General features: G+C 66.8%; 17 protein-coding genes. 7 read left to right on the top strand and 10 right to left on the bottom strand.

The genetic code is table 11. From position 1 onward, the window contains the following. Nucleotides 1-50 precede the first annotated feature (50 nt). The 5 genes from pstC (at nucleotide 51) to ACUSIJ_RS13250 (ending at nucleotide 6,856) form a co-directional block, all read left to right on the top strand. Nucleotides 51-1,427 (top strand): phosphate ABC transporter permease subunit PstC, encoded by a 1,377-nt coding sequence (gene pstC, locus ACUSIJ_RS13270; protein ID WP_449308881.1) that lies wholly within the window; start codon nucleotides 51-53, stop codon nucleotides 1,425-1,427. Nucleotide 1,428: 1 nt separating this feature from the next. After that, complete coding sequence (gene pstA, locus ACUSIJ_RS13265; RefSeq protein WP_449308880.1) at nucleotides 1,429-2,793, top strand: phosphate ABC transporter permease PstA; 1,365 nt, start codon at nucleotides 1,429-1,431, stop codon at nucleotides 2,791-2,793. Then, nucleotides 2,790-3,611 (top strand): phosphate ABC transporter ATP-binding protein PstB, encoded by an 822-nt coding sequence (pstB, locus tag ACUSIJ_RS13260; RefSeq protein WP_449308879.1) that lies wholly within the window; start codon nucleotides 2,790-2,792, stop codon nucleotides 3,609-3,611. Before pstA ends, pstB begins: the two co-directional genes overlap by 4 nt. Nucleotides 3,612-4,014: 403 nt before the next feature. After that, nucleotides 4,015-6,123, top strand: a complete 2,109-nt coding sequence (locus ACUSIJ_RS13255) for a protein-disulfide reductase DsbD family protein (RefSeq protein ID WP_449308878.1) — start codon at nucleotides 4,015-4,017, stop codon at nucleotides 6,121-6,123. A 34-nt stretch (nucleotides 6,124-6,157) separates the two neighbouring features. After that, the gene (locus ACUSIJ_RS13250; RefSeq protein WP_449308877.1) at nucleotides 6,158-6,856 is read left to right on the top strand and encodes a redoxin domain-containing protein; all 699 of its coding nucleotides are present in this window, start codon (nucleotides 6,158-6,160) and stop codon (nucleotides 6,854-6,856) included. A gap of 60 nt (nucleotides 6,857-6,916) precedes the next feature. Here ACUSIJ_RS13250 and ACUSIJ_RS13245 read toward each other — a convergent pair whose 3' ends face one another. The 10 genes from ACUSIJ_RS13245 to ACUSIJ_RS13200 all read right to left on the bottom strand — a co-directional run bounded on the left by ACUSIJ_RS13245 (nucleotide 6,917) and on the right by ACUSIJ_RS13200 (nucleotide 19,428). Continuing rightward, entirely contained in the window at nucleotides 6,917-8,137 is a 1,221-nt protein-coding gene (locus ACUSIJ_RS13245; RefSeq protein WP_449308876.1) for a transporter substrate-binding domain-containing protein, read from the bottom strand. 123 nt (nucleotides 8,138-8,260) lie between these two features. Then, the gene (locus ACUSIJ_RS13240) at nucleotides 8,261-9,283 is read right to left on the bottom strand and encodes an ABC transporter permease (protein WP_449308875.1); all 1,023 of its coding nucleotides are present in this window, start codon (nucleotides 9,281-9,283) and stop codon (nucleotides 8,261-8,263) included. Between the two features lie 90 nt (nucleotides 9,284-9,373). Continuing rightward, nucleotides 9,374-10,909, bottom strand: a complete 1,536-nt coding sequence (locus ACUSIJ_RS13235; protein WP_449308874.1) for a sugar ABC transporter ATP-binding protein — start codon at nucleotides 10,907-10,909, stop codon at nucleotides 9,374-9,376. Between the two features lie 88 nt (nucleotides 10,910-10,997). Further along, complete coding sequence (locus ACUSIJ_RS13230; protein WP_449308873.1) at nucleotides 10,998-11,927, bottom strand: sugar ABC transporter substrate-binding protein; 930 nt, start codon at nucleotides 11,925-11,927, stop codon at nucleotides 10,998-11,000. A gap of 226 nt (nucleotides 11,928-12,153) precedes the next feature. Continuing rightward, the gene (gene araD, locus ACUSIJ_RS13225) at nucleotides 12,154-13,905 is read right to left on the bottom strand and encodes an L-arabinonate dehydratase (RefSeq protein ID WP_449308872.1); all 1,752 of its coding nucleotides are present in this window, start codon (nucleotides 13,903-13,905) and stop codon (nucleotides 12,154-12,156) included. A gap of 13 nt (nucleotides 13,906-13,918) precedes the next feature. Then, nucleotides 13,919-15,088, bottom strand: coding sequence for a Gfo/Idh/MocA family protein (locus ACUSIJ_RS13220; RefSeq protein ID WP_449308871.1), 1,170 nt, complete (start codon nucleotides 15,086-15,088; stop codon nucleotides 13,919-13,921). Between the two features lie 11 nt (nucleotides 15,089-15,099). Then, nucleotides 15,100-16,095: an inositol 2-dehydrogenase gene (gene iolG / locus ACUSIJ_RS13215; protein WP_449308870.1), complete on the bottom strand. Its 996-nt coding sequence runs from the start codon at nucleotides 16,093-16,095 to the stop codon at nucleotides 15,100-15,102. A 69-nt stretch (nucleotides 16,096-16,164) separates the two neighbouring features. Then, on the bottom strand, nucleotides 16,165-17,154 hold the full coding sequence (locus ACUSIJ_RS13210; protein ID WP_449308869.1) for a hydroxyacid dehydrogenase: 990 nt from the start codon (nucleotides 17,152-17,154) through the stop codon (nucleotides 16,165-16,167). A 1-nt stretch (nucleotide 17,155) separates the two neighbouring features. Further along, entirely contained in the window at nucleotides 17,156-17,980 is an 825-nt protein-coding gene (locus ACUSIJ_RS13205; protein WP_449308868.1) for an HpcH/HpaI aldolase family protein, read from the bottom strand. A gap of 11 nt (nucleotides 17,981-17,991) precedes the next feature. Beyond that, nucleotides 17,992-19,428 carry an NAD-dependent succinate-semialdehyde dehydrogenase gene (locus ACUSIJ_RS13200; RefSeq protein ID WP_449308867.1) on the bottom strand — a complete coding sequence of 479 codons (1,437 nt, stop codon included), beginning with the start codon at nucleotides 19,426-19,428 and terminating at the stop codon, nucleotides 17,992-17,994. 377 nt (nucleotides 19,429-19,805) lie between these two features. On the opposite strand from ACUSIJ_RS13200, the gene ACUSIJ_RS13195 reads away from it, so the two are divergent. Further along, on the top strand, nucleotides 19,806-20,720 hold the full coding sequence (locus ACUSIJ_RS13195; RefSeq protein WP_449308866.1) for a MurR/RpiR family transcriptional regulator: 915 nt from the start codon (nucleotides 19,806-19,808) through the stop codon (nucleotides 20,718-20,720). Nucleotides 20,721-20,870: 150 nt separating this feature from the next. After that, complete coding sequence (gene iolD, locus ACUSIJ_RS13190; protein ID WP_449308865.1) at nucleotides 20,871-22,712, top strand: 3D-(3,5/4)-trihydroxycyclohexane-1,2-dione acylhydrolase (decyclizing); 1,842 nt, start codon at nucleotides 20,871-20,873, stop codon at nucleotides 22,710-22,712. The last annotated feature ends 88 nt before the right edge of the window (nucleotides 22,713-22,800 follow it).

Genomic DNA, 22,800 nt, shown 5'->3' with positions numbered 1-22,800 from the left:
GCGGACATGTTCCGCCGCTCCTTTCTTGGCATTGTGGAAGACGAGAAGCCGTGTCACCTTTGTTCATCGCCGCGTTGCTGCTGGTTCTGTCGGGGCTGGCCTATACTCAGGGTTTGTCACACAGCCGGGCCGTGGCGCGGGAGCACGGGGGGCGGCTGCATTCGCGCCCCAGCTATCACGGCCTGCTGGTTGCCATCTGGTGCCTGGTGCCGGCCCTGCTGATCCTGGGGCTGTGGGTGCTTCTCGGGCCGGGCGTGACGCGCTCCTTCGTGATGGCGCAGCTCCCCCCGGAGATCGACACGCTCAACCCGCAGGCGGTCACCGTCGCGGTTCGGCGCGTCGAGGCGATCGCCTCGGGCTTCGGCGTCGCCGGGCAGGTCGAGCCGTGGGAGTTCGCCGCCGGCACGGCCGTACACGACTTCCGGCGCTTTGCCTTGCTCGTCGTCGTGGCGGCCGCCTCGGGCCTCGGCGTTCTGGGCCTGCTCGTCGCGCGCAGGCGCATTTCGCCGGCGCTGCGCGCCCGCAACGAGGTCGAAGCGCTGCTCACCCTGCTGCTGCTCGCCTGTTCCGCCATCGCGGTGCTCACCACGATCGGGATCGTCGTCTCGCTGTTCAACGAAGCGTTCCGGTTCTTTTCGTTCGTCCACCCCCTGAACTTCTTCTTCGGCACCGTCTGGAACCCGGGCTTCGCCACGACGGGCACGCAGGCGGTCGGCCAGTACGGGCTGCTGCCGCTGCTCTGGGGCACGGTGATGGTGGCCGTCGTCGCCATGCTCGTCGCGGTGCCGGTGGGGCTCATGACGGCGATCTATCTCTCGCAATACGCCTCCGAGCGCCTGCGCAACGTCGCCAAGCCGGTGATCGAGGTGCTGGCGGGCATTCCGACCATCGTCTACGGCTTTTTCGCGCTGGTGACGGTCGGGCCCTTCCTGTCCTCGCTGGGGGCCTCGATCGGCCTGAACATCCGCGCCACCAGCGCGCTGACGGCCGGGCTCGTGATGGGCGTCATGATCATTCCCTTCATTTCGTCGCTGTCCGACGATATCATGCGCCAGGTGCCGCGATCGTTGCGCGACGGGTCGCTGGGGCTCGGCGCGACGCAGTCGGAGACGATCCGCCGGGTGTTGCTGCCGGCGGCGCTGCCCGGCATCGTCGGCGCGCTCCTGCTGGCGATCAGCCGGGCCATCGGCGAGACGATGATCGTCGTGCTGGCGGCCGGCAACAGCCCGGTGCTGCGCTTCAATCCGTTCGAGCCGATGTCGACCATCACCGTCACCATCGTCAACCAGTTGACCGGGGATTCCGATTTCGCCGGCCCGCAATCGCTTGTCGCCTTCGCCCTCGGCCTGACGCTTTTCGTGATCACACTGCTGCTCAACATGGTCGCGCTGTACATCGTCCGCCGTTTCCGGGAGCAATACGAGTAGAATGGCCCACATCGCCCTCGACATCGAGAAACTGGCCGCGCTGCGCCGAGAACGTGTGAGCGCGAGCCTCACCCGCCGTCATGTCGTCGAGCGGCTGTTCCGCGGCGTGGGGATCGCAGCCATCGTCATTGCGCTCAGCCTCGTGGGAACGCTCTTCTGGATGGTGGTGTCCAAGGGCTATCCCGCCTTCACCCAGGCCACGCTGAGGCTCGAGGTCACCTTCGATCCCGCGATCGTCAAGGTGACCCCCGCGCCGGTGCGGGCCACCGGGCAGTCGCCGGCCGATTATCAGGCGGCCCAGCGCACGTGGCAGCGGCAGGTGGCGCTGGCGAACTGGAACGGGCTCGTCGAAGCGGCGATACGCAACGCCGCGCCGGCAGGGTTCGAGATCGACACACGCAGCGTGCTCGCGCTGGTGGAGACCAACGAGCGGCACCGGCTGCGCGAGATGTTCGTCGCCGATCCGAACCTGCTCGGGCGCACCATCGAGGTCGACATGCTGGCCTCGGCCAATACGGACAACTGGCTCAAGGGCACGATCAACCGCGATCTGCCGGATGCGCGCCAGCAGCTCTCCGCCCAGACCCGCGCGCTCGCCGACGCCCTGCTGGCCGAGGGCAAGATCCGTTTCGCCTTCGCCTGGCATATCTTCACCAATACCGATTCGCGCTCCGCGCCTGCGGCGGCGGGCCTCGCCGGCGCGTTCGTCGGTTCGCTCTACATGATGCTGATCGTCATCGTGCTCGCCGTGCCCATCGGCGTGGCGAGCGCCATCTACCTGGAGGAGTTCGCGCCGCGCAACCGGCTGACGGATCTCATCGAGGTCAACATCAACAATCTGGCGGCGGTGCCCTCCATCGTGTTCGGCCTGCTGGGCGCTGCGGTCTTCATCCGCTATTTCGGCCTGCCCATGTCCGCGCCCATCGTCGGCGGCCTGGTGCTGACGCTGATGACGCTGCCCACCATCATCATCGCCACCCGTTCGGCGCTGCGGGCCGTGCCGATGTCGCTGCGCCAGGCGGCGCTCGGGGTCGGCGCCTCGCCCTCGCAGACGGTGTTCCACCACGTCCTGCCGGTCACCTTTCCGGCCATCATGACCGCCTCGATCATCGGCGTGGCGCAGGCGCTGGGTGAAACCGCGCCCCTGCTGCTGATCGGCATGAACGCCTTCGTCGCCTCGGTCCCCGCGACGCCCTTCGACAAGTCGAGCGCCCTGCCGGCGCAGATCTATCTGTGGCAGGGCAACGAGAACCGCAATTTCTTCGAGGCCCGCACCTCGGCGGCTATCATGGTGCTGCTTGGCCTGATGATCCTGCTGAACGCGCTGGCCATCTTTCTGCGTACACGACTGGAGCGTCGCCTATGACCGCCTCGACCCTGACCGAATCGACCGACGGCACCGTGCGCAGCCCCGATCCGCACACGCGCAACGTCCGGCTGCGGGCGCGGCATGTCGAGGTGTTCTACGGCGAGAAGCAGGCTCTGTTCGACGTGTCACTCGATGTTCCCGACAGGGCCGTGACGTCGCTCATCGGCCCCTCGGGTTGTGGCAAGACCACGTTCCTGCGCTGCATCAACCGGATGAACGACACCATCGAGGGCTGCCGGGTCACCGGCGAGATCGTGCTCGACGGGCAGGATATCTACGACCCGTCGCTCGACGTCGTCGAATTGCGCGCGCGGGTCGGCATGGTGTTTCAGAAGCCCAATCCGTTTCCGAAGTCGGTTTTCGAGAACGTCGCCTATGGCCCGCGCATCCACGGGCTGGCGCGCACGAAAGCCGATCTCGAGGAGATCGTCGTCGCCAGCCTCAAGCGGGCGGGGCTTTTCGAGGAGGTGAAGGACAGGCTGCGCGAGCCCGGCACCGGCCTTTCCGGCGGCCAGCAGCAGCGTCTGTGCATCGCGCGGGCGATTGCGGTCAGCCCCGAGGTGATCCTGATGGACGAGCCCTGTTCCGCGCTCGACCCGATCGCCACGGCGGTGATCGAGGAGCTGATCGAGGAATTGCGCGCGCACTACACGATCATCATCGTCACGCATTCCATGCAGCAGGCGGCGCGGGTGAGCCAGAAGACGGCGTTCTTCCACCTGGGACGGCTGATCGAGGAAGGCCCGACCGAGCTGATCATGCAGAACCCGAGGCAAAAGAAGACGCAGGATTATATCACCGGCCGCATCGGATAGCGCCCGGAGAGAATCCCATTGACACAACTCCACCAATAATAAAGATGAAAATTCAGTAATGCGGGCTCATCTGAATAGTATCCACCTTATCGCCTCATTCCAGCGTAACTTTTTATAATTCTATTCTCAATGTGCCCGCATATTATGCAATAATACATGGATTAAGCATCGATATCACTTTCTTGTGAGGTCAAATTACGATCTTTTGAAAGCCGCTCTGGCGCTATTCGGGGGAAATGGCGCCGTCGATATGCTACTTTGCGCCGCACAACATGCCGATGGACTTCATACCCGCATACTGGCGAGAGGTTAGGCAATGCACTGCCATGATGCATCGCGTCACACCCCGGCGAGACACACCCCGGCAAGACATACCCCGGCAAGACGAGGGCTGGGGTTCTCCATGCTCGCCGCATTCGCGGCGGTGATCGCCCTCACGGCGTTCTCTGCCGCCGGCAACGCGGCGGAGAGCGCGGCGGAAAGCAGCCCGCGCGCCACCGTCAGCTTGATCAGCGATCATGACAGCGTGGCGCCCGGCCAGAGCTTCCGCATCGGGCTGCGCCAGAAACTCGCGCCGCACTGGCACACCTACTGGAAGAACCCCGGCGATGCCGGCGCGCCGCCTGACATCGCCCTCGACCTGCCGGAGGGCGCGAATGCGGGCGAAATCGCCTGGCCCGGTCCCGATGGCATTTCGGTCGGCCCGGTGCGCAATTTCGGCTACGAGAACGAGATCGTCCTGCCCATCACGGTGACGGTGCCGCAATCGGCCACTCCCGGCGAGACCTTTTCGATCGCGGCGGAGGCCAACTGGCTCGTCTGCGAGAAGGAGTGCATTCCCGAATCCGGCAGTTTCCGTCTCGACCTGCCGGTTGCGGCGGCATCGGTCCCGGCGGCCGACGACGTCACCGCCGCCTTCGCGGCGACGGATGCGCGCCTGCCCGTAGCGAGCCCGTGGTCGGCGAGCCTCGCGGACGAGGGGCCGGCCCTCGCGCTGACCGTGGAGGGCGAAGGGCTTTCGGAGGCATCGGTCAAATCGGCGTTCTTCTATCCCGAGGAATGGGGCGTCGTCGTTCACGCCGCCGCGCAGCAGCTCGATGTCGAAGACGGCAGGCTGAGCCTCGCCATGGAAAAAGGCCTCGCCTTCACGCCGCAGGTCAACGTGGCCGGCCTGCTTGCCGTCACCGATGGCGGCGGGCAGACGCGCTGGTTCGAGATGACGCCCGCCGCCGGCGCATCGGGGGCCGGTGCGCCGGGGATCGACGCGGCCGCGGGCGGCATGGAGAGCCTGCCGCTCTGGCAGGCGGTGGCTTTTGCCTTTCTCGGCGGGCTGATCCTCAATCTCATGCCCTGTGTCTTTCCGGTGCTCGCCATCAAGGCGACGTCGGTCGCCAAGCTGTCGGGCGGCGCCTTGCGCGAGGTGAGGCTGTCGGGACTTTTCTATACGCTCGGCGTGCTCGCCGCCTTCCTGACGCTCGCCGGCGTCCTGCTGGCGCTCAGGGCGGGCGGCGAGGCCGTCGGCTGGGGCTTCCAGTTCCAGTCGCCGCTGTTCGTGGCGGCGATGGCCTGGCTGATGCTGGCCATCGGCCTCAACCTCTCCGGCGTCTACGAGATCGGCCTGACCCTGACCGGCGCCGGCCAGAGCCTTACCCACACGCCCGGCCACGCCGGCAGCTTCTTCACCGGGCTTCTGGCGGTCGTCGTGGCCACGCCCTGCACGGCGCCCTTCATGGGGGCGGCGATCGGCACGGCGCTGACCGCGCCGGCGCTCGTCTGCATCGCGCTCTTCGTGGCGCTGGGCCTCGGGCTCGCCGCGCCCTATGCGCTGCTCGGCCTCTTCCCGCGGCTGGCGCGCCTGCTGCCGCGCCCCGGCGTCTGGATGCTGCGCCTGCGTCAGGCCATGGCCTTCCCGATGTACGCCTCGGCGGCGTGGCTCGTGTGGGTGCTGACGCAGCAGGCCGGCGATTTCGGGGTGATGATCGCTCTCACCGGCGCGCTGCTGGTCGCCCTCGCCGCCTGGACCTACGGCATCGCCCAGCACGGAACCGGGCGGCACTGGTTCTCGCGCGGGCTTGCCGTCGCCTCCGTCGCCGGCCTCGTGGCGCTGCTGCCGCAGCTCGACGGCGTCACCGCTTCGCCGGCGAATGCGACGACGGCCGCCACAGGTGCGGAACCGTTCAGCAGCGCCCGGTTCGCGGCGCTGCGCGACGAGGGCAAGCCGGTCTTCGTCAACATGACGGCGGCATGGTGCATCACCTGCCTCGTCAACGAGCGCACCACGCTGTCCACCGCTGCTGTCCAGCAGGCGTTCGACGCGCACGACATCACCTATCTCAAGGGCGACTGGACCAACCAGGATCCCGAGATCACCGCCTTCCTGCGCAGCTTCAACCGCGACGGCCTGCCCTTCTATGCCCTCTATCCCGGGGATGGGCGGGACCCCGTCGTACTGCCGCCGGTGCTGACGGAAGCGGCCGTCGTGGACGAGATCCGGCGGACCGTCACCAACTGATCCTCCAACCAACCCGAAACAGGAGACTTGCGTCATGAGCAACAAGCCTTCCCTTGAGCGTCCCGCGCCCCTCCTCCGGACGACGGCGATCGACCGCCGCAGCATGCTGCTCGGCACCGTGACGGGCCTCGGCGCGCTCACCGTCGGCGGGGCCGCGCTGCTGCGCAGCGGGCCGGCGCTTGCCGCCCCTCAGATCGGCCAGCCGGCGCCCGCCTTCGACGCGACCGACACCAACGGCACCGCGCGGGATCTCGCGGGCCTGAAGGGCAAGGTCGTCGTGCTGGAATGGACGAACCACGACTGTCCCTTCGTGCGCAAGCACTACAATTCCGCGAATATCCCGAACCTGCAGAAGGAAGTGACGGCCACGGGCGCGGTGTGGCTCTCCGTCATCTCCTCGGCTCCCGGCGAGCAGGGGTATGTCGACGCCGCCGCGGCCAACGAACTGACCACGAGCCGCGACGCGGCGCCGACCGGCATCATCCTCGATCCGGAAGGGACCATCGGGCGCGCCTACAACGCGCAGACGACGCCGCACATGTACGTCATCGATGCGGAAGGCGTGCTGCGCTACATGGGCGGCATCGACAGCATCGCCTCGACCCGGATCGAGGACCTCGAAAAGGCGGAGCCCCTTTTCCGCAACGCCTTCCTCGCCGTCAGCGAGGGCAAGCCCGTCCAGCAGGCCGTGACGCGGCCCTACGGCTGCAACGTCAAATACCCGGGCGTCTGACCACCGCGCACGGGCGGGGCGACGCAGGGCGTCGTCCCGTCCGGCGCGCGGCCGTTCACGTCAATGGGCGCTGCCGAAATAGGTCGATCTCAGCTTGCCGACCGTTCCATCCTCATGCAGATCGAGAATCTGCAACGTCACCGGTCTGACGAGATCGCTGTCGTGGGGAAAGGCGAAGCCGTATTTGTCAGGGTGGAAGATCTTGCCCACGACCGCGAGCTTCTGCTCGGGATGAGTGTGGGCGTGATATTCGAGAATGGGCGCATCGCCGACCACGGCGTCGATCCATCCGTCCCTGATCGCCGCGGCCGCCTCCTCGATGCCCGCATATGAGCGCGAGGCGATGCCCAGTTCGGTGACATAGCCTTCCGCGACGCTGCCGGTGAAGACACCGACCGTCCGGCCAGGGAGGTCGGCGAGCGAATTGATCTGCCGCTCGAGCGACAGCGCCGTCATCACGCTCGTCACCGACGAGGTGATATAGGCAATGACGGCGACGCCGCAGACCATCCAGATCACGGAAAACACCCGCCCCTTCCAGCCGAACAGGTTCTTGTGCGTCGTATTGCCGGACCTGACGATCGACACGACATGGTGCAGGCTCTCGGCGAGACCGTCCCGCCAGCGCCGGGGGAAGCTGGGATCGAAGTGGCGGTCGAGCAGCGTGAGCGCGACCGTGCCGGCGGCGATTGCCAGCAGCAGGAGCGCGTAGGCCTGCAGATGGCCGGCGTTTCCGAGCGCGTTCACCACGTTCCAGAAACCGCCCGTGCCGTCGTCGGGCACCATGATGCGCAAGCCCGCGTCGTACCACGGCTGCGTGAAGGCAACCACCTCGGCGCGATCGCGCGTGATCGTCAGATTGGTGACGGCGATATCGATATTGCCGCCGCGGGTCGCGTCGATGAGCGCCCGGAAAGTGGGATAGACCTCGTAACGGCTCGCCATGTCGAGGCGGGTCGCGATGGCCTGCCAGAGATCGATGGCCATGCCCGAATAGACGCCGTCGCTTGCCGTAACGAACGGCGGGCTGATGTAGAGCCCGACGGTGACGGTCCGCGCCGTGCCCTCCTGAACCGGCTGCGCGGCCACGGGCCCTTGAGCCAGGCCAAGAACCAGGCCGACAGCAATCAGGCCGACAGCAAGAAGGTAAAAGATGCCGCCCGACACAAGCGCGCGCCCTTGCCGATCCCGCCCTTGCGGAAGCGGCACCACCGCGGCCGCAACCCTGCCGAATGCCCGTCGGACAACGCGCACAAAACCCTTGGTCCCTTCACCGGTCATCCCAGGCTATGGCCCCGTCGATATCAGTTGCAGACTGGTACGAGCCCGAAGGTATGGCCGATATGGTCGGCCGATTCAACCCCGCGCGGCCGAGAGAGCCGGCCCATCCGCCGCGCCGCGGGCTCAGGCCGCTTTCGAGCGCTTCTTCTGGCGGTAGACGTCCGCGATGACCGCGGCCACGATGATGCCGCCCTTGACGATCTCCTGGTAATAGGCGTCGATGCGCAGGAAGGTGAATCCGGATGTCATGAGCCCCAGGATCAGCGTGCCGATCACCGTGCCCGTGATCCGGCCGGCACCGCCGGCGAGCGACGTGCCGCCGATCACGGCCGCCGCGATGGCGTCGAGCTCGTACATCATGCCCATGCCGGCCTGGGCCGTCTGGGCGCGCGCCGCCGTGACGATGCCCGCAAGACCCGCGAGCAGCCCGGCGATGGCATAAACCTTCACGAGATGGGTGCGGACGTTGATGCCCGACACGCGCGCGGCCTGCGGGTTGGCGCCGATCGCGTAGGTGAACTTGCCGTAGCGCGTATAGCGCAAGGCGATGTGGAAGATCACCGCCACGGTGAGGAAGATGACGACGGGCCAGATGCCAGAGCCGATGGCGGCGAACTCGGGCGTCGGAAAGGAGATCGGCTGCCCCTTCGTGTACCATTTGGCGAAACCGCGCGCCGTCACCATCATGCCGAGCGTGGCGATGAACGGGGGAATCCCCGTGTAGGCGATCAGCGCGCCGTTGACGAGGCCGGCCAGCAATCCGCAGGTCAGCCCGATCATGATGGGGACGATCGCCGGCAGATCGGTCAGCGCCGGAAACACCGCGCGGTCGGTGGCGATCTGGGCGAAGCTCATCGACACCATCGCCGACATGGCGACGACGGAGCCGGACGACAGGTCGATGCCGCCCGTGATGATGACCTGCGTCACCCCCACCGCGATGATGCCGATCACGCTCACCTGCAGGATCATGATGGTCAGACGCTGCGGATTCAGCAGGAAGCTCTGCCCCTGCAGCAGCCAGCCCAACACTTCGAAAACCAGGGCGACGCCAAGCAGCACGGAGAGAATGTTCAGCTCGGGCGGCAACCGCCTTCGGGAGCGGTCCGCGGCCACGACGGCCGTGTTGATCTGTTGGATGGACATTCCGTTTCACTCCCTGACATTTTATACCATCGGTCCCGGTCTTCGACCGATCCCGAACGGATGTCGCTCATGCGCCGCGCGGGCTTGACGCTATTTCGCCGCCAGCTCCATGACCCTGACCTGGTCGGCCTCGTCGCGGCCGATGATTCCCGTTGCATGGCCCTCGTGCATCACCATGATGCGGTCGGACATGCCGAGCACCTCGGGCAGTTCCGAACTGATCATGATGATGGCGACGCCCTGGCCCGCGAGCTGGCTGATCAGGCGATGAATTTCGGCTTTGGCGCCGACATCGATGCCGCGCGTCGGCTCGTCGAGAATGAGAATGGACGGTTTGATGAGCAGCCAGCGCGCGATCAGCGCCTTCTGCTGGTTGCCGCCGGACAGGTTCTCGATGCGCTCGTGCAGGCCGGGCGTCTTGATCCGCAACAGGCCGCGCATGTCCTCGCACAGCCTGGTGACGGCCGGCTGATCGACGAAGCCGCCGCGCACATGGGCGTTGTGCAGGGCGGCGATCTGCATGTTTTCGAGAACGCTGAGAATGAGAAAGCAGCCGGTTTCCTTGCGATCCTCGGTGAGAAAGGCCATGCCGCTGCGCATTGCGTCTTGCGGGCTGCGGATGGCCGTCTCCCTGCCCCGGATGCGGATGCTGCCGGAGGTCGCCGGCGTCACGCCGAAGAGCGCTTCCGCCACGTTGGAGCGGCCGGATCCGACGAGACCCGCGACGCCGAGGATTTCCCCCGCCCGCACGTCGAAGCTGATGTCATGGAACACGCCGTCGAGCGTCAGCCGGTCCACGGACAGCACGACGTCGCCGATCTCGGCCGTCTCCTTGGGAAACATGTCGGTGATCTCGCGCCCGACCATCATCCTGATGATGTCGTCGCGCGTGACGTCGGCGCTGTCGTGCGTCGCCACGTAGGTGCCGTCGCGAAACACCGAGAACTCGTCGGCGATCTCGAAGAGCTCGTTCATCTTGTGGGTGATGTAGACGATGCCCTTGCCCTCCGCGCGCAGCTTGCGGATGATGTCGAACAGATGCTCGACCTCGGTTTCCGTCAGCGCGCTGGTGGGCTCGTCCATGATGAGCACGTCGCTCTGGTAGCTCACGGCCTTGGCGATCTCGACCATCTGTCGCGAGGCGACTGAAAGCCTGCGCACCTCCGCATCGGGGTCGATGTTGATATGGAGACGCTCGAACAGCTCGCGGGTCATCCGGCTCATGCGGCGATGATCGATCAATCCGAAGCGGTTTTTCGGCTCGCGGCGAATCCAGATGTTTTCCGCCACCGTCATGAACTGCATCAGGTTGAGTTCCTGATGGATCATGGCGATGCCGTGCTCCAACGCCTCGAGGGGCGAATCCAGCGTGACTTCCTCCCCGCGCAGGTAGATATGGCCCCGATCCGGCGTGTAAATCCCGGCGATGATCTTCATCAGGGTCGATTTTCCGGCGCCGTTCTCGCCCATCAGCGCATGAACGGTGCCGCGCCTGAGCCTGAACCGCACCTCGTCGAGCGCCACGACGCCGGGAAATTCCTTCCGGATGCCCTCGACGACGAGCAGGTCATCTCCCGCGCCCTGCGTATAGGCTTTGACAGCCTCCAGCGTCCTGTTCGAGATCATGGACCGTTTCCTTCCCTTCGGCCTTGCGTCGCGGATCGAGCCGCTGGCCGCATCCGCCTGCGTGCATGCGGGCGGATGCGCTCACGCCTCAGTTGCGCGTGAGGTAGTCCTGCAGATTGTCCGAGGTGACGAGTTCGAACGGAACGACATTCTTCTGCTCGACGCTCTCGCCGTTGGCGAGCTTGAGCACGGTATCGATGGCGCCGATCCCCTGCTCGCGGGCGTTCTGGAAGACGGTGACGTCGAGGTCGCCGCTCTGGATGGCCTGCAGCGCGTCGCGCGTCGCATCCACCCCCGCGACCAGGACCTCGTCCAGCGAAACGCCGGCGGCCTTGAGCGCCTGGATCGCCCCGAGCGCCATCTCGTCGTTGTTGGCGATCACGGCGTCGGGTTTCAGGCCGGACGTGATCCAGTTGGTCATGATGTCCATGCCCGGGGTGCGCATCCAGTTGCCGGTCTGCTCGGCGAGGACCTTGATCCCCTTGCATTCGTCCGTGGCCAGCACGTCGTGGGCCGCCTGGGTGCGGCCGCGCTGGCCCGTGGTGCCGAGCTGGCCCATGAGGATGACGGCCTCGCCCTCGCCGCCAAGCCGGCGGCAAACCTCCTGCACCTGGAGCGTGCCGGCCTGGATCTCGTCCGACCCGACCCATGCCTGGTTCGGCGGCAGGTTGTCGACACCCGTCGGCGACATGTTGACGAAGACGAGCGGCACGCCCGCGCGCGCCGCCGCGGCCGAGATCGCGGGGCCGGAATCGGCATCCACGAGCATCACGACGATGCCGTCCACGCCAGAGGCCAGAAAGTTCTCGATCTGGCTCTGCTGGCGCGAGATGTCGCCCTGCGCATCTTCCGCCTGCACCGTGACGCCGTCGAGCGTCTTGGCATAGTCCTGCATGTTGTGGCGCAGCACCGTCAGAAAGTTATCGTCGAACAGCGACATGCTGATGCCGATGTTCTTGGCTTGGGCGATGCCGGCCGACAGTGCGGCGATCGCGATGCCCATCAACAGCTTCTTCATTGTCAGTATCCTCCCGGTCTACAAGCCGTCGTTGTCTTTGGAGTGGCTGCTCTTGCCCGGAGCGGGGGGAATACGTTCCGCCTTCCCGCTCTCGGGTCCGGAAACCGAGCGCCAGCACGGCCGGTATGCGCAGCTTATCCGAAAGCCATGCCATTTCGCAACAAAAATTGCAATATTTAATTATATGCAATTTTTATTCGTTTCCGCCCGGCGCGGCTGCGGGTGGTCAGAAGATGGCCGGTTCGCCCGTCGCGGGTCCGAAGCCGGTTTCCAGGAAGTCGAAGTCGCATCCCCGGTCCGCCTGCAGGATGTGACGGGTGAACATATAGCCGTAGCCTCTGCCGAAACGCGGCGGTTGCGGCGCCAGCGCCTCCCGGCGCGCGGCGAGCTCCGCCTCGCCGACGTCGAGGTGGATGCGGCGGTGCGGAACATCGACGGTGATGAGGTCGCCGGTGCGCACCAGCGCCAGCGTGCCGCCGATGTAGGCCTCCGGCGAGACGTGCAGGATGCACGCGCCATAGCTCGTGCCGCTCATGCGCGCATCCGACAGCCGCACCATGTCCCGCACGCCCCGGCGCACGAGCTTCCTGGGGATGGGCAGCATGCCCCATTCCGGCATGCCGGGTCCGCCCTGCGGGCCGGCGTTGCGCAGCACCAGCACATGGTCTTCCGTCACGTCGAGGTCGTCGCTGTCGATGACGGCCTTCATCGACGGATAGTCGTCGAACACGAGAGCGGGGCCGGTATGCTGCAGGAAACGCTGCGCGCAGGCGCTCGGCTTGATGACGCAGCCGTTCTCGGCCAGGTTCCCCTTGAGCACCGCGAGCGCGCCCTCGGCGTAGATCGGCCGCTCCAGCGGGCGGATCACGTCGTCGTCGTAGACTTCCGCATCCGCGATGGTCTCGCCCAGCGTCCGGCCGCTCACGGTCATTTCCTCGAGGAGGAGATGCGGCGCGATCCGCTTCATCAGCGCGCGCAAGCCGCCCGCATAGTAGAAATCCTCCATCAGGTAGGTATCGCCGCTCGGCCTGATGTTGGCGATCACCGGCACCTTGCGGCTCATGGCGTCGAAGTCGTCGAGCGAGATGTCGTGCCCGGCGCGCCGCGCCATGGCGATGACGTGGATGACGGCATTCGTCGAGCACCCCATCGCCATGGCCGTCGCGATGGCGTTCAAGTAAGCGTTGCGGGTCTGGATCGCGGCGGGCCGCAGGTCCTCGCGCACCATCTCGACGATCCGCCGGCCGGCGGCGGCGCACATGCGGATATGGTTGACGTCCGCCGCCGGGATGGACGAGGCGCCGGGCAAGGTCATGCCGATGGCTTCCGCGATGGCCGTCATGGTCGCCGCCGTGCCCATGGTCATGCAATGGCCGTGGCTGCGCGCGATGCCGCCTTCGATGTTGAGCCAGTCCTGATCGGTGATGGTGCCGGCGCGCCGTTCGTCCCAGTATTTCCAGGCGTCTGAGCCGGAGCCGAGCACCCTGCCCTTCCAGTTGCCGCGCAGCATGGGGCCGGCGGGAACGTAGATCGCCGGCAGGCCGGCGCTGGTCGCGCCCATGATGAGGCCGGGCGTCGTCTTGTCGCAGCCGCCCATCAGCACCACGCCGTCGACCGGATGCGAGCGGATGAGTTCCTCCGCCTCCATCGCCAGCATGTTGCGGTAGAGCATCGTCGTCGGCTTGACGAAGTTTTCGGACAGCGACAGCGCCGGCAGCTCGATCGGAAAGCCGCCGGCCTGAAACACGCCGCGCTTGATGTCCTCCACCCGCGTCTTGAAATGCGCGTGGCACGGATTGATGTCCGACCACGTGTTCAGGATGGCGATGACCGGCCTGCCCGCCCAGTCCTCGGGCGCGTAGCCCATCTGCATGATGCGGGAGCGATGGCCGAAGCCGCGCAGGTCGTCGGATGCGAACCACCGGTCACTGCGCAGCGAAGCCGGCGGGGCGGAAGCGGGAGGCTTTTTCTCGCTCATCTCGCCACCGCCTTCAGGAAACTGCCTGCCAAGAGCCAACGGAGGAAGAGTTGCCGGAGGAGGAGCCGCCGGAGGAAGAGCGGCTGCCGGAGGAGCGGATCGCGGTGTCGATGACCTTCTGGATTTCCCACGCCTCGCGGAAGTCCGGCCCGACGGCCTCCTGCCCGGCGATGGCCTCAAGGAATACCGCCACCTCGATCACCTTGAGGTCGTTGAAGCCGAGCTGGTGGCCGGGCGCCACGCAGAAGCGGCCATAGGGCGCATGCTGGGGACCTGCCTCGATGCGCGTGAACCCGGCGTGCCGCGCGTCAGTGCCGACGCGGTAGAAGTGCAGCTCGTTGAGGCGCTCCTGGGTGAAGACGAGCGCCCCCTTGCTGCCCGCGACCTCGAAGGCGAGGTGCATCTTGCGCCCCGTCGCCACCCAGTTGGCCTCGACATGACCGCCGCAGCCGCGCGCGAAGCGCAGCGTGAGACGGGCGATGTCGTCGACCTCCACAGCCCGCCTTTCCGTTGCGCCCGGAGCCACGGGACGGCTCGCGATCGCGGTCTCCAGATCGGCGTTCACGTGGGTGATCTCGCCGACGAGGAACCGCGCCATCGCGATGATGTGGCTGCCGAGATCGGCGACCGCCCCGCCGCCGCCGGCGGGGTCGAGCCGCCACGTCCACGGCGCGTCGGGGTCGGCCATGTAGTCCTCGGCATGAATGCCGCGAAACGACGTGATCTCGCCGAGCTCCCCGCCCGCGATCATGTCGCGCGCGAGCTTGATGAGCGGGTTTTGCAGATAGTTGAAGCCGGCCTGCGTGACGATGCCCGCCGCATCCGCGGCCTCGACCATGTCGCGTGCCGCCCGCGCATCCGGGGCGAGCGGCTTTTCGCAATGGATGTGCTTGCCCGCCTTTGCCGCCGCCAGCGCGATTTCGCGGTGAAGGGCGTTGGGCGCGGTGATCGACACGATCGCGACAGCGGGATCGGCGACGAGGTCGCGCCAGTCCGTCGTGGCGCGGCGAAAGCCGAACTGCGCCTTCGCCTCCTCCGCCGCCGCCCCGTTGACATCCGCGACGACCTCGAGCACCGGCACGGCGCTTTCGGGGAAATGGGACGCCACAGACCGATAGGCGAAGGCGTGCGCCTTGCCCATGAAGCCGGTGCCGATGATGCCGACGCCTATTTCGGAACGCATGGTGTTCTCCCTCAGACGGCCACGGTCCTGCCGGTCCGCAGCGACTCCAGCGCCCTGTCGGCCAGCAGCAGCGCCTGACGCCCGTCATGGGGCGTCACCGGCAACGGCCGATCGTGCGCGACGGCGTCCACGAAGGCGTCCATCTCCGCCCGGTAGGCATCCGCATAACGCTCCAGGAAGAAGTTCAGCAGCGGCGCCCGCGCGTCGGTCGCGTCGCGGGTCCAGCGCCGCACGGTGGTCGGCCGCAGGTTCTCGTTGAACACCGCGCCCCGCGAGCCGAAGATCTCGAACCGCTGATCGTAGCCGTAGACGGCCTCACGGCAATTGTTGATGTGGCATTGGCGGCCCGAGGCCGTGCGCAGTTGCACCATCACCGTATCGTAATCGTCGACGGCGGCCATCAGCGCAGGGTCGACGAGGCGGCTGCCGATCGCCGAGACCTCCACCGGCTCCTCGCCCAGCAGCCAGCGCGCCATGTCGAAATCGTGGATGGTCATATCGCGAAAGATGCCGCCGGACGAGCGCAGGTAACCTTCCGGCGGCAGGCCGGGATCGCGGCTCGTGATGACGACCTGCCGCACCTCGCCGATGTCGCCGGCGTCGATGGCCTTGCGCAACTCCCGGCTGCTCGGGTCGAAGCGCCGGTTGAACGCCAGCATAACCCGGCCGTTGAGGCGAGCGACCTCGGCCACGGCTTCGTCCACGCGGGCGAGATCGAGGTCGATCGGCTTCTCGCACAACACGGCCTTGCCGTGGCGCACAGCATGAAGCAGCAGGTCGACGTGCGTATCGGTGGGCGTGCCGATCACGACTGCGTCGACATCCTCGCGCTCGATCGTCCGCAGCGGATCGAGCGAGGGCTCGGCCGACAACTGCGCCGCGAGGTCCGCCGCCGCCGTCCCGAACGGATCGGCTATCGTGATGAGCGTCGCCTGCGGATTTCCCGCGGCATTTCCGGCATGGATTCGTCCGATGCGTCCCGCGCCGAGGACGGCGATGCGTACCATTTTCCGTTTCTCCCCATGATCTGCTTGTCGTTCCCGCGGCCTTTGTCCGAAACGGACACGACCGGCCGCTCAGGCACGCGCCGTTTGCCGGTTTCTCGCGCCGATGGCCGCGTGATTGACGACGAGGGCGGGATCGAGGCTGCCGTCGAAGAAGTTGATGATGTTTTCCGCCGCCGCGATGGCCATCCGCTCGGCGCATTCCACCGTCAGGCCGGCCGAATGCGGGCTGAGCACCACGCGGTCGGAGGCGAGCAGGGGGCTTGCCGCATCGGGCGGCTCGGTCGAGAACACGTCGAGACCGGCTCCGCGGACATGGCCGACGGTCAGGGCGTCGGCGAGCGCGTCCTCATCGATCAGTCCGCCTCTTCCGGTGTTGATGACGACGGCCCCGCGTTTGGTGAGCGCGAGCTCGCGCGCGCCGAGCAGCGGCCCGCCGCCGGAAAACGGCACATGCAGCGTCACCACGTCCGCCTCGTCCAGGGAGGCGGCGAGATCCCGGACGGCGCAAAAGCCGTCCGCCTTCACACACGCAGCGTCGACGAAGGGGTCGTGGACGCAGACGCTCATGCCGAAGGCCGCGCACAGCCGGGCAACCGCCCGGCCGATGCGCCCGTAACCCACGACGAGTACCGTCTTGCCGAACAGTTCCGTTGCCTGGAACGTATTGCGGAACGACCACTGCCCCGCCCGCGTGGCCGCGTCATAGGCTATCGTGCGATGGGCGATGGCCAGCATCAGCATGAGCGTATGCTCGGCGACGGAGATCGAATTCACGTCGCCGACGATGGCGAGCGCGATGCCGCGCGCGTTGAGCGCCGCCACGTCGACGGAATCGTAGCCGACGCCGTGCCGCGAGACGATCTTCAAAGCCGGCGCCCGGGCTATGACGCTCGCGGGCAGCGGCTGGGTGCGGACGAGAAGGGCGTCCGCCGCGCCGACATGGGGCGCGAAGGCCTCGGTCGAGACCTCGTCGACAACCTGGAGGGTGAAGCCCGGCGCCCGGCGCAGCCGCTCGATACCCGCATCGTGGATGCGGCCCGCAACAAGAACATGAGGCATATCAGTATCCCCCCTCGGTCGGTCGGCGGGAGACGTCCGCCGCCTCGTGCCCTTCCACGCTGCGGCGGAACGTGGCGAGGCTCGCCTCGGCGGCGCTCGCCAGCAGGCGGACATCGTTGGAAATGGTGACGAGGTCGAAGCCCCAGCCCACCGCCTTGCCGGCATATTCGGCGGAGCCGTTGTGCAGGCCGGCGCGGATGCCGGCGGCGTGCGCCGTGTCGAGGACGTGCCGGATCGCGTCCACGACCTCGGGCTCCTCCCGGTCGAAGCCGGTGCGGTACTTGCGCCCCGTCAGCCCCAGCGTGAGGTCGGCCGGCCCGATATAGACCCCGTCGAGGCCCGGCGTCGCGACGATCGCCTCCAGGTTGGCGACCGCTTCCCGCGTCTCGATCATGGCGAAGCAGACGATCTCGCGGTCGGCATGCTGGCCATAGTCGCTGCCCGCCGCGAACACCGCCCGCGTCGGCCCGAAGGAGCGCACACCCGCTGGGGGATAGCGCACGTAGGACACGAGCCGCGCCGCATCCTCCGGCGTATTGATCATGGGGCAGATGACACCGTGCGCGCCGGCGTCCAGCACCTTCATGATATCGGCCGGATCGAGCCACGGCACGCGCGCCATCAGCGCCGCGCTGCTGCCGCGCATGGCCTGGAACATCGTGCCGGCCGCCTCGAAGCCGACGAAGCCGTGCTGCAGGTCGATGGTGACGGAGTCATACCCCTGGGCCGCCATGATTTCCGCCACGAAGGGCGATGCGATGGACAGCCAGCCGTTGGCGACTGCCCGGCCGGCCGCCCATTTTTCCCGGATCGGATTCCTGAACATGAGCGCGCCCCTCAGAATGCGACCTGCGACAGCTTGATATTCAGGAAATCGTGGATTCCCTCGCTGCCGCCTTCCCGGCCCATGCCGCTGAGCTTGATGCCGCCGAACGGCGCCTCGGCCGCCGCCAGCGCAAAGCTGTTGACGCCCACCATGCCGGACTCGATGTTTGCCACCGCCTCCCGCGCGCGGCTCGCGCTCCGGGTGAAGACATAGGCCGCGAGGCCGAAACCGCCCGCATTCGCCCGCTCGTAGACTTCGTCCGGCCGGCTGAAGGACGTGATCGCGGCGATCGGACCGAAGTTCTCCTCGGCGAGCGCCTGCGCGGCGTCCGGCACGTCCTTCAGCACCGTTGGCTCGAAGAAGTAGCCGCCGCTGCCGTCCTGCGGCCGCTTGCCGCCGGTGAGAAGCCTGGCGCCGCGCTTCTGCGCCTCCGCCACCACGCCCTCGATGGCTTCGAGCCGGCGCAGATTGATGATGGGTCCCATCTGGGATGTCTCGTCGAGGCCGTGGCCGAGCTTCAGCGCCGCCGCGCGGTGCGCGAACTCCTCGGCGAACCGGTCGTAGAGCGACTCGTGGATGAAGAAGCGGTCGGGGCTGACGCAGACCTGTCCCGCGTTGGCGTATTTCGTCGGCACCGCGAGATCGAGCAGCGTGTCGAAATCGGCATCGTCGAACACGACGAGCGGCGCGTTGCCGCCGAGCTCCATGCTGAGGCGCTTCACCGTCGCCGCCGAATCGCGGATCATCCGCTGGCCCACCGCGGTGGAGCCGGTGAGCGTGACCTTGCGGACCACGGGTGAGGCGATGAGCGGTTCATAGGTGGCGGACGTCGGCCCGGCGACGAGATTGACGACCCCCGCGGGAATGCCGGCCTCGCGCACGCAGTCGACGATGATCATGGCGCTGCCGGGCGTCTCGCTCGACGGCCGGACGATGATGCTGCAACCTGCCGCCAGCGCCGGCGCGATCTTGCGCGCCACCAGCACGGCAGGGAAATTCCACGCCGTGAAGGCAGCGACGACGCCGACGGGCTCGTGCAGCACCTCGATGCGCCCGCCCGGCGCACGGCTTTCCACGATGCGCCCGTAGATGCGGCGGGCTTCCTCGGCGTACCAGCGGAACTGGTCCGTCGACAGCCCCCATTCGCGCCGCGACTGGGCCAGCGGCTTGCCCGTCTCCAGCGTGATGATGCGCGCCGCTTCGTCCGCCCGCGCGACCATCCGGTCGGCGATCCCGTGCAGCGCGTCCGCCCGCGTCCACCCGGGGGTCGAGCGCCAGACCTTGAGCGCGGCCTCGGCCAGCCCGATGGCCTCCTCGACCTCCGCGACGCCGGCCGCAGGAACAGAACCGATGCCGGATCCCGTCGCCGGATCCTCCACCTCGATGACGCCTCCGCTGCCCTCGGCGCGCCAGCCGCCGCCGATGAAAAGCCCGAAACTCTCGTACATGTCTGTTTCCTCACCCTGGATCGGCCCGTGCCAGGCCGGCGATGTTGCAACTTTTGTTGCGTTTCTTTGTCGTGCGGCTAGATTCAATGCGGGACTCATTTCGAGGCGCACTGGAATCGGGCTTGAACACAATGAAATCTTTGACGGTTACCCACCCTCAGTGGGCTTGCGCCCCTGTCGCCGCCGACGACGCGCGATTGACATGACGCGATTGACACGGCGAAGCGCAACAAAAATTGTTGCATAATTAATTTCGCAATTATTTTTCCTTGTCAAGCCGTTTCCCGCAACGACCGATGCGGCAAGGCGCGGCGGTCCGGAAACGACGGCCGGCCGCAAGACGCATCTGGAGAACAAGACACACCCGGAGAACATGCATGTCCCGACAAAGGCCGAAGATCACAGGGCAGGTGCCCGACAATTACGAGGGCATCGTCAATCTGATCACGGAGGAGTACCCCCGGCTGTCCGCCGGTTTCCAGCAGATCGCCCGCTTCCTGACGCAGAACCCGAACAGCGTGGCGCTCGAATCGATCAACGCGCTCGCCGCCAAGTGCGGCACCCATTCGTCGAGCCTCGTGCGTTTCGCGCAGCATTTCGGCTTCTCCGGCTTCAAACCCATGCAGGTGGTGTTCCAGACCCGCATCGCCACCGCCGCCCCCGGCTTCCAGGAGCGTATCCGAGCGCTGGAGGGCGAGCTGTCGCGTTACGCCGGCACGGGCTGCGCTAGCCACCTCCACGCCTTGGTCGTGCGGGACATCGCCGCCTTGCAAGACCTGCTGGAAACCGTGGGCGAGGACGATCTCCAGCGGGCGGCGGCGCTGCTGGCCGGGGCTGACACGGTCTATATCGCCGGGCAGTTGCGCTCCGAGCCGATCGCCTCGCTCATGCGCTATCTCTTGACCATGCTGCAGCGCCGCGTCGTGCTGCTCGACCCCTCCGGCGGGCTCGCCACGGAAATGGCGGCGACGATGACGCAGCGGGACGTGCTCGTCGCCATCGCGTTCCGGCACTATGCCAAGGAGGTCGTGACCATCGCCGATTCGGCCGCCGCCCGCGATATTCCGCTGATCGCGCTCACCGACAGCCAGCTGTCGCCGCTCGCCAAGGACGCCGAGGTGCTGTTCACGATCGCGGAGGACGAGTACACTTTCTCCCGCTCGCTGGCGGCGCCGATGTGTCTCATCCAGTCCATCGCCACCGCGACCGCCATCCGGCTCCATCCGAACACGGGTCAGACGCCGCGCATCCCCACCGTGACCGAGGCCATGCTGCGCAAGAGGGGAAATTGAATCATATATTTCAAATGGTTATAAAATTTATGTCCACTATTGCAATTTTTGTTGCGAAATTATAATATCGGCAATATAAATTTCAGAACAGGGGCACCGGGAAGGATGCCGACAGTCAAGAATGCCGACGATCCTGGGAGGGACCATTTCATGTCAACGGTTCGTCTCACCATGGCGCAAGCCCTGGTGCGTTATCTCTGCGCCCAACATACCCTTATCGACGGAGAGAAAGTCCCGCTGTTTCCCGGCGTCTTCGCCATTTTCGGCCACGGCAACGTCACCTGCCTGTCGGAAGCGCTCGAGGCGGTGCAGGACAGGCTGCCGACATGGCGGGCGCAGAACGAGCAGGCGATGGCGCTGGCTGCGATCGGTTTCGCCAAGGCAAAACGCCGCCGGCAGATCATGGTCGCGGCGACCTCCATCGGTCCCGGCGCGCTGAACATGGTGACGGCGGCCGGAGTCGCGCATTCCAACCGTCTGCCCGTGCTGCTCCTCGCCGGCGACACCTTCGTCAATCGCCGTCCCGACCCGGTGATGCAGCAGGTCGAGCATTTCGGCAATCCCACGATCAACGTCAACGACGCCTTCAAGGCGGTGGCCCGCTACTGGGACCGCATCACCCATCCCGAGCAGATCATTTCCTCGCTGCCCCAGGCGGTGGCGACGATGCTCGATCCCGCCGACTGCGGCCCCGCGTTCATCGCCCTGCCGCAGGACGTGCAGGAGATCGCCTGGGACTACCCTGAAGCCTTCTTCGAGGAGACGATCCACGCCGTTCCCCGTCCCCGCCCGGACCGGAAGCGTCTCGCCGAGGCCGCCGAGCTGCTGAAATCGGCGAAGCGCCCGCTCATCATCTCGGGCGGCGGCGTGCGCTACTCGGGGGCGGAGCAGGCGCTCGCCGATTTCGCCGACAGGCACGGCATTCCGCTATCCGAAACCATCGCCGGCAAGGGCGCCGTCATTCATGAGCATCCCGCCCATGTCGGCCCCGTCGGCATTCTGGGTTCGACCTCCGCCAACGCGCTGGCAGCCGAGGCCGACGTCGTGATCGCGGTCGGCACGCGGCTGATGGACTTCGTCACCGGATCGTGGTCCGCCTTCGCCCCAGACGCCCGCTTCCTGTCGATCAACGCGGCGCGGTGGGACGCTACCAAGCACCGGGCGCTGGCGGTGGTGGGCGACGCGCTCGAAACCGTCACGGAACTCGATGCCGCCATCGGCGACTGGCGGGCCGATGCCGGCTGGACGCGCAAGGGGCGCGAGGAATTCGCGCGCTGGAACGAGGCGCTCGACGATTACCAGCGGCCGACCAACGAGCCCGTGCCGACCTATGCGCAGGTCGTGGGTGTCGTCAACGCCCACGCGGGCGAGCGCGACCTGCTCATCACGGCGGCGGGCGGACTGCCGGGCGAGGTGGTGAAGAACTGGCGCGTGAAGACCCCCAACACATTCGACTGCGAGTTCGGCTTCTCGTGCATGGGCTACGAGATCCCGGCCGGCTGGGGCGCGGCCATGGCCGATCCCACGCGGACACCCATCGTCATGATCGGCGACGGCACGTACATGATGATGAACTCCGAAATCTATTCATCGGTGCTGGCCGGGCACAAGTTCATTCTCATCGTCTGCGACAACGGCGGCTACGCCGTCATCAACCGCCTTCAGAACGCCAAGGGCGGTGCGTCGTTCAACAATCTGATCAGGGATTGCCGCGTCAGGGATCCGTTTCCCGTCGACTTCGCCGCGCACGCCCAGTCCATGGGCGCGCTGGCACGCCACGTCGAGAGCCTCGCGGAACTCGGCGAGGCCGTCGAATGGGCGAAGACGACGGACCGCACGACGGTGCTCACCATCGTCTCCGACGCCTTCACCTGGACCCCCGGCGACGCGTGGTGGGATGTCGGCGTGCCGCAGGTCAGCGAGCGCGAGAGCGTCCGCGAGGCGTCCCGGCAGCAGCTCGAAGCGCGCAGGAAGCAGCGCGTCGGGGTTTGATGCCATCGGCCCCGGTCTTCGACCGATGTCGAGCGGGTGTCGCTCAAGCGCCGCGCGGGCTTGACCAACGGACACTGAGACAAGCTCA

The organism is Pseudochelatococcus sp. B33 (assembly GCF_053570585.1).
This window is presented reverse-complemented; position numbering and strand designations above follow the sequence as displayed.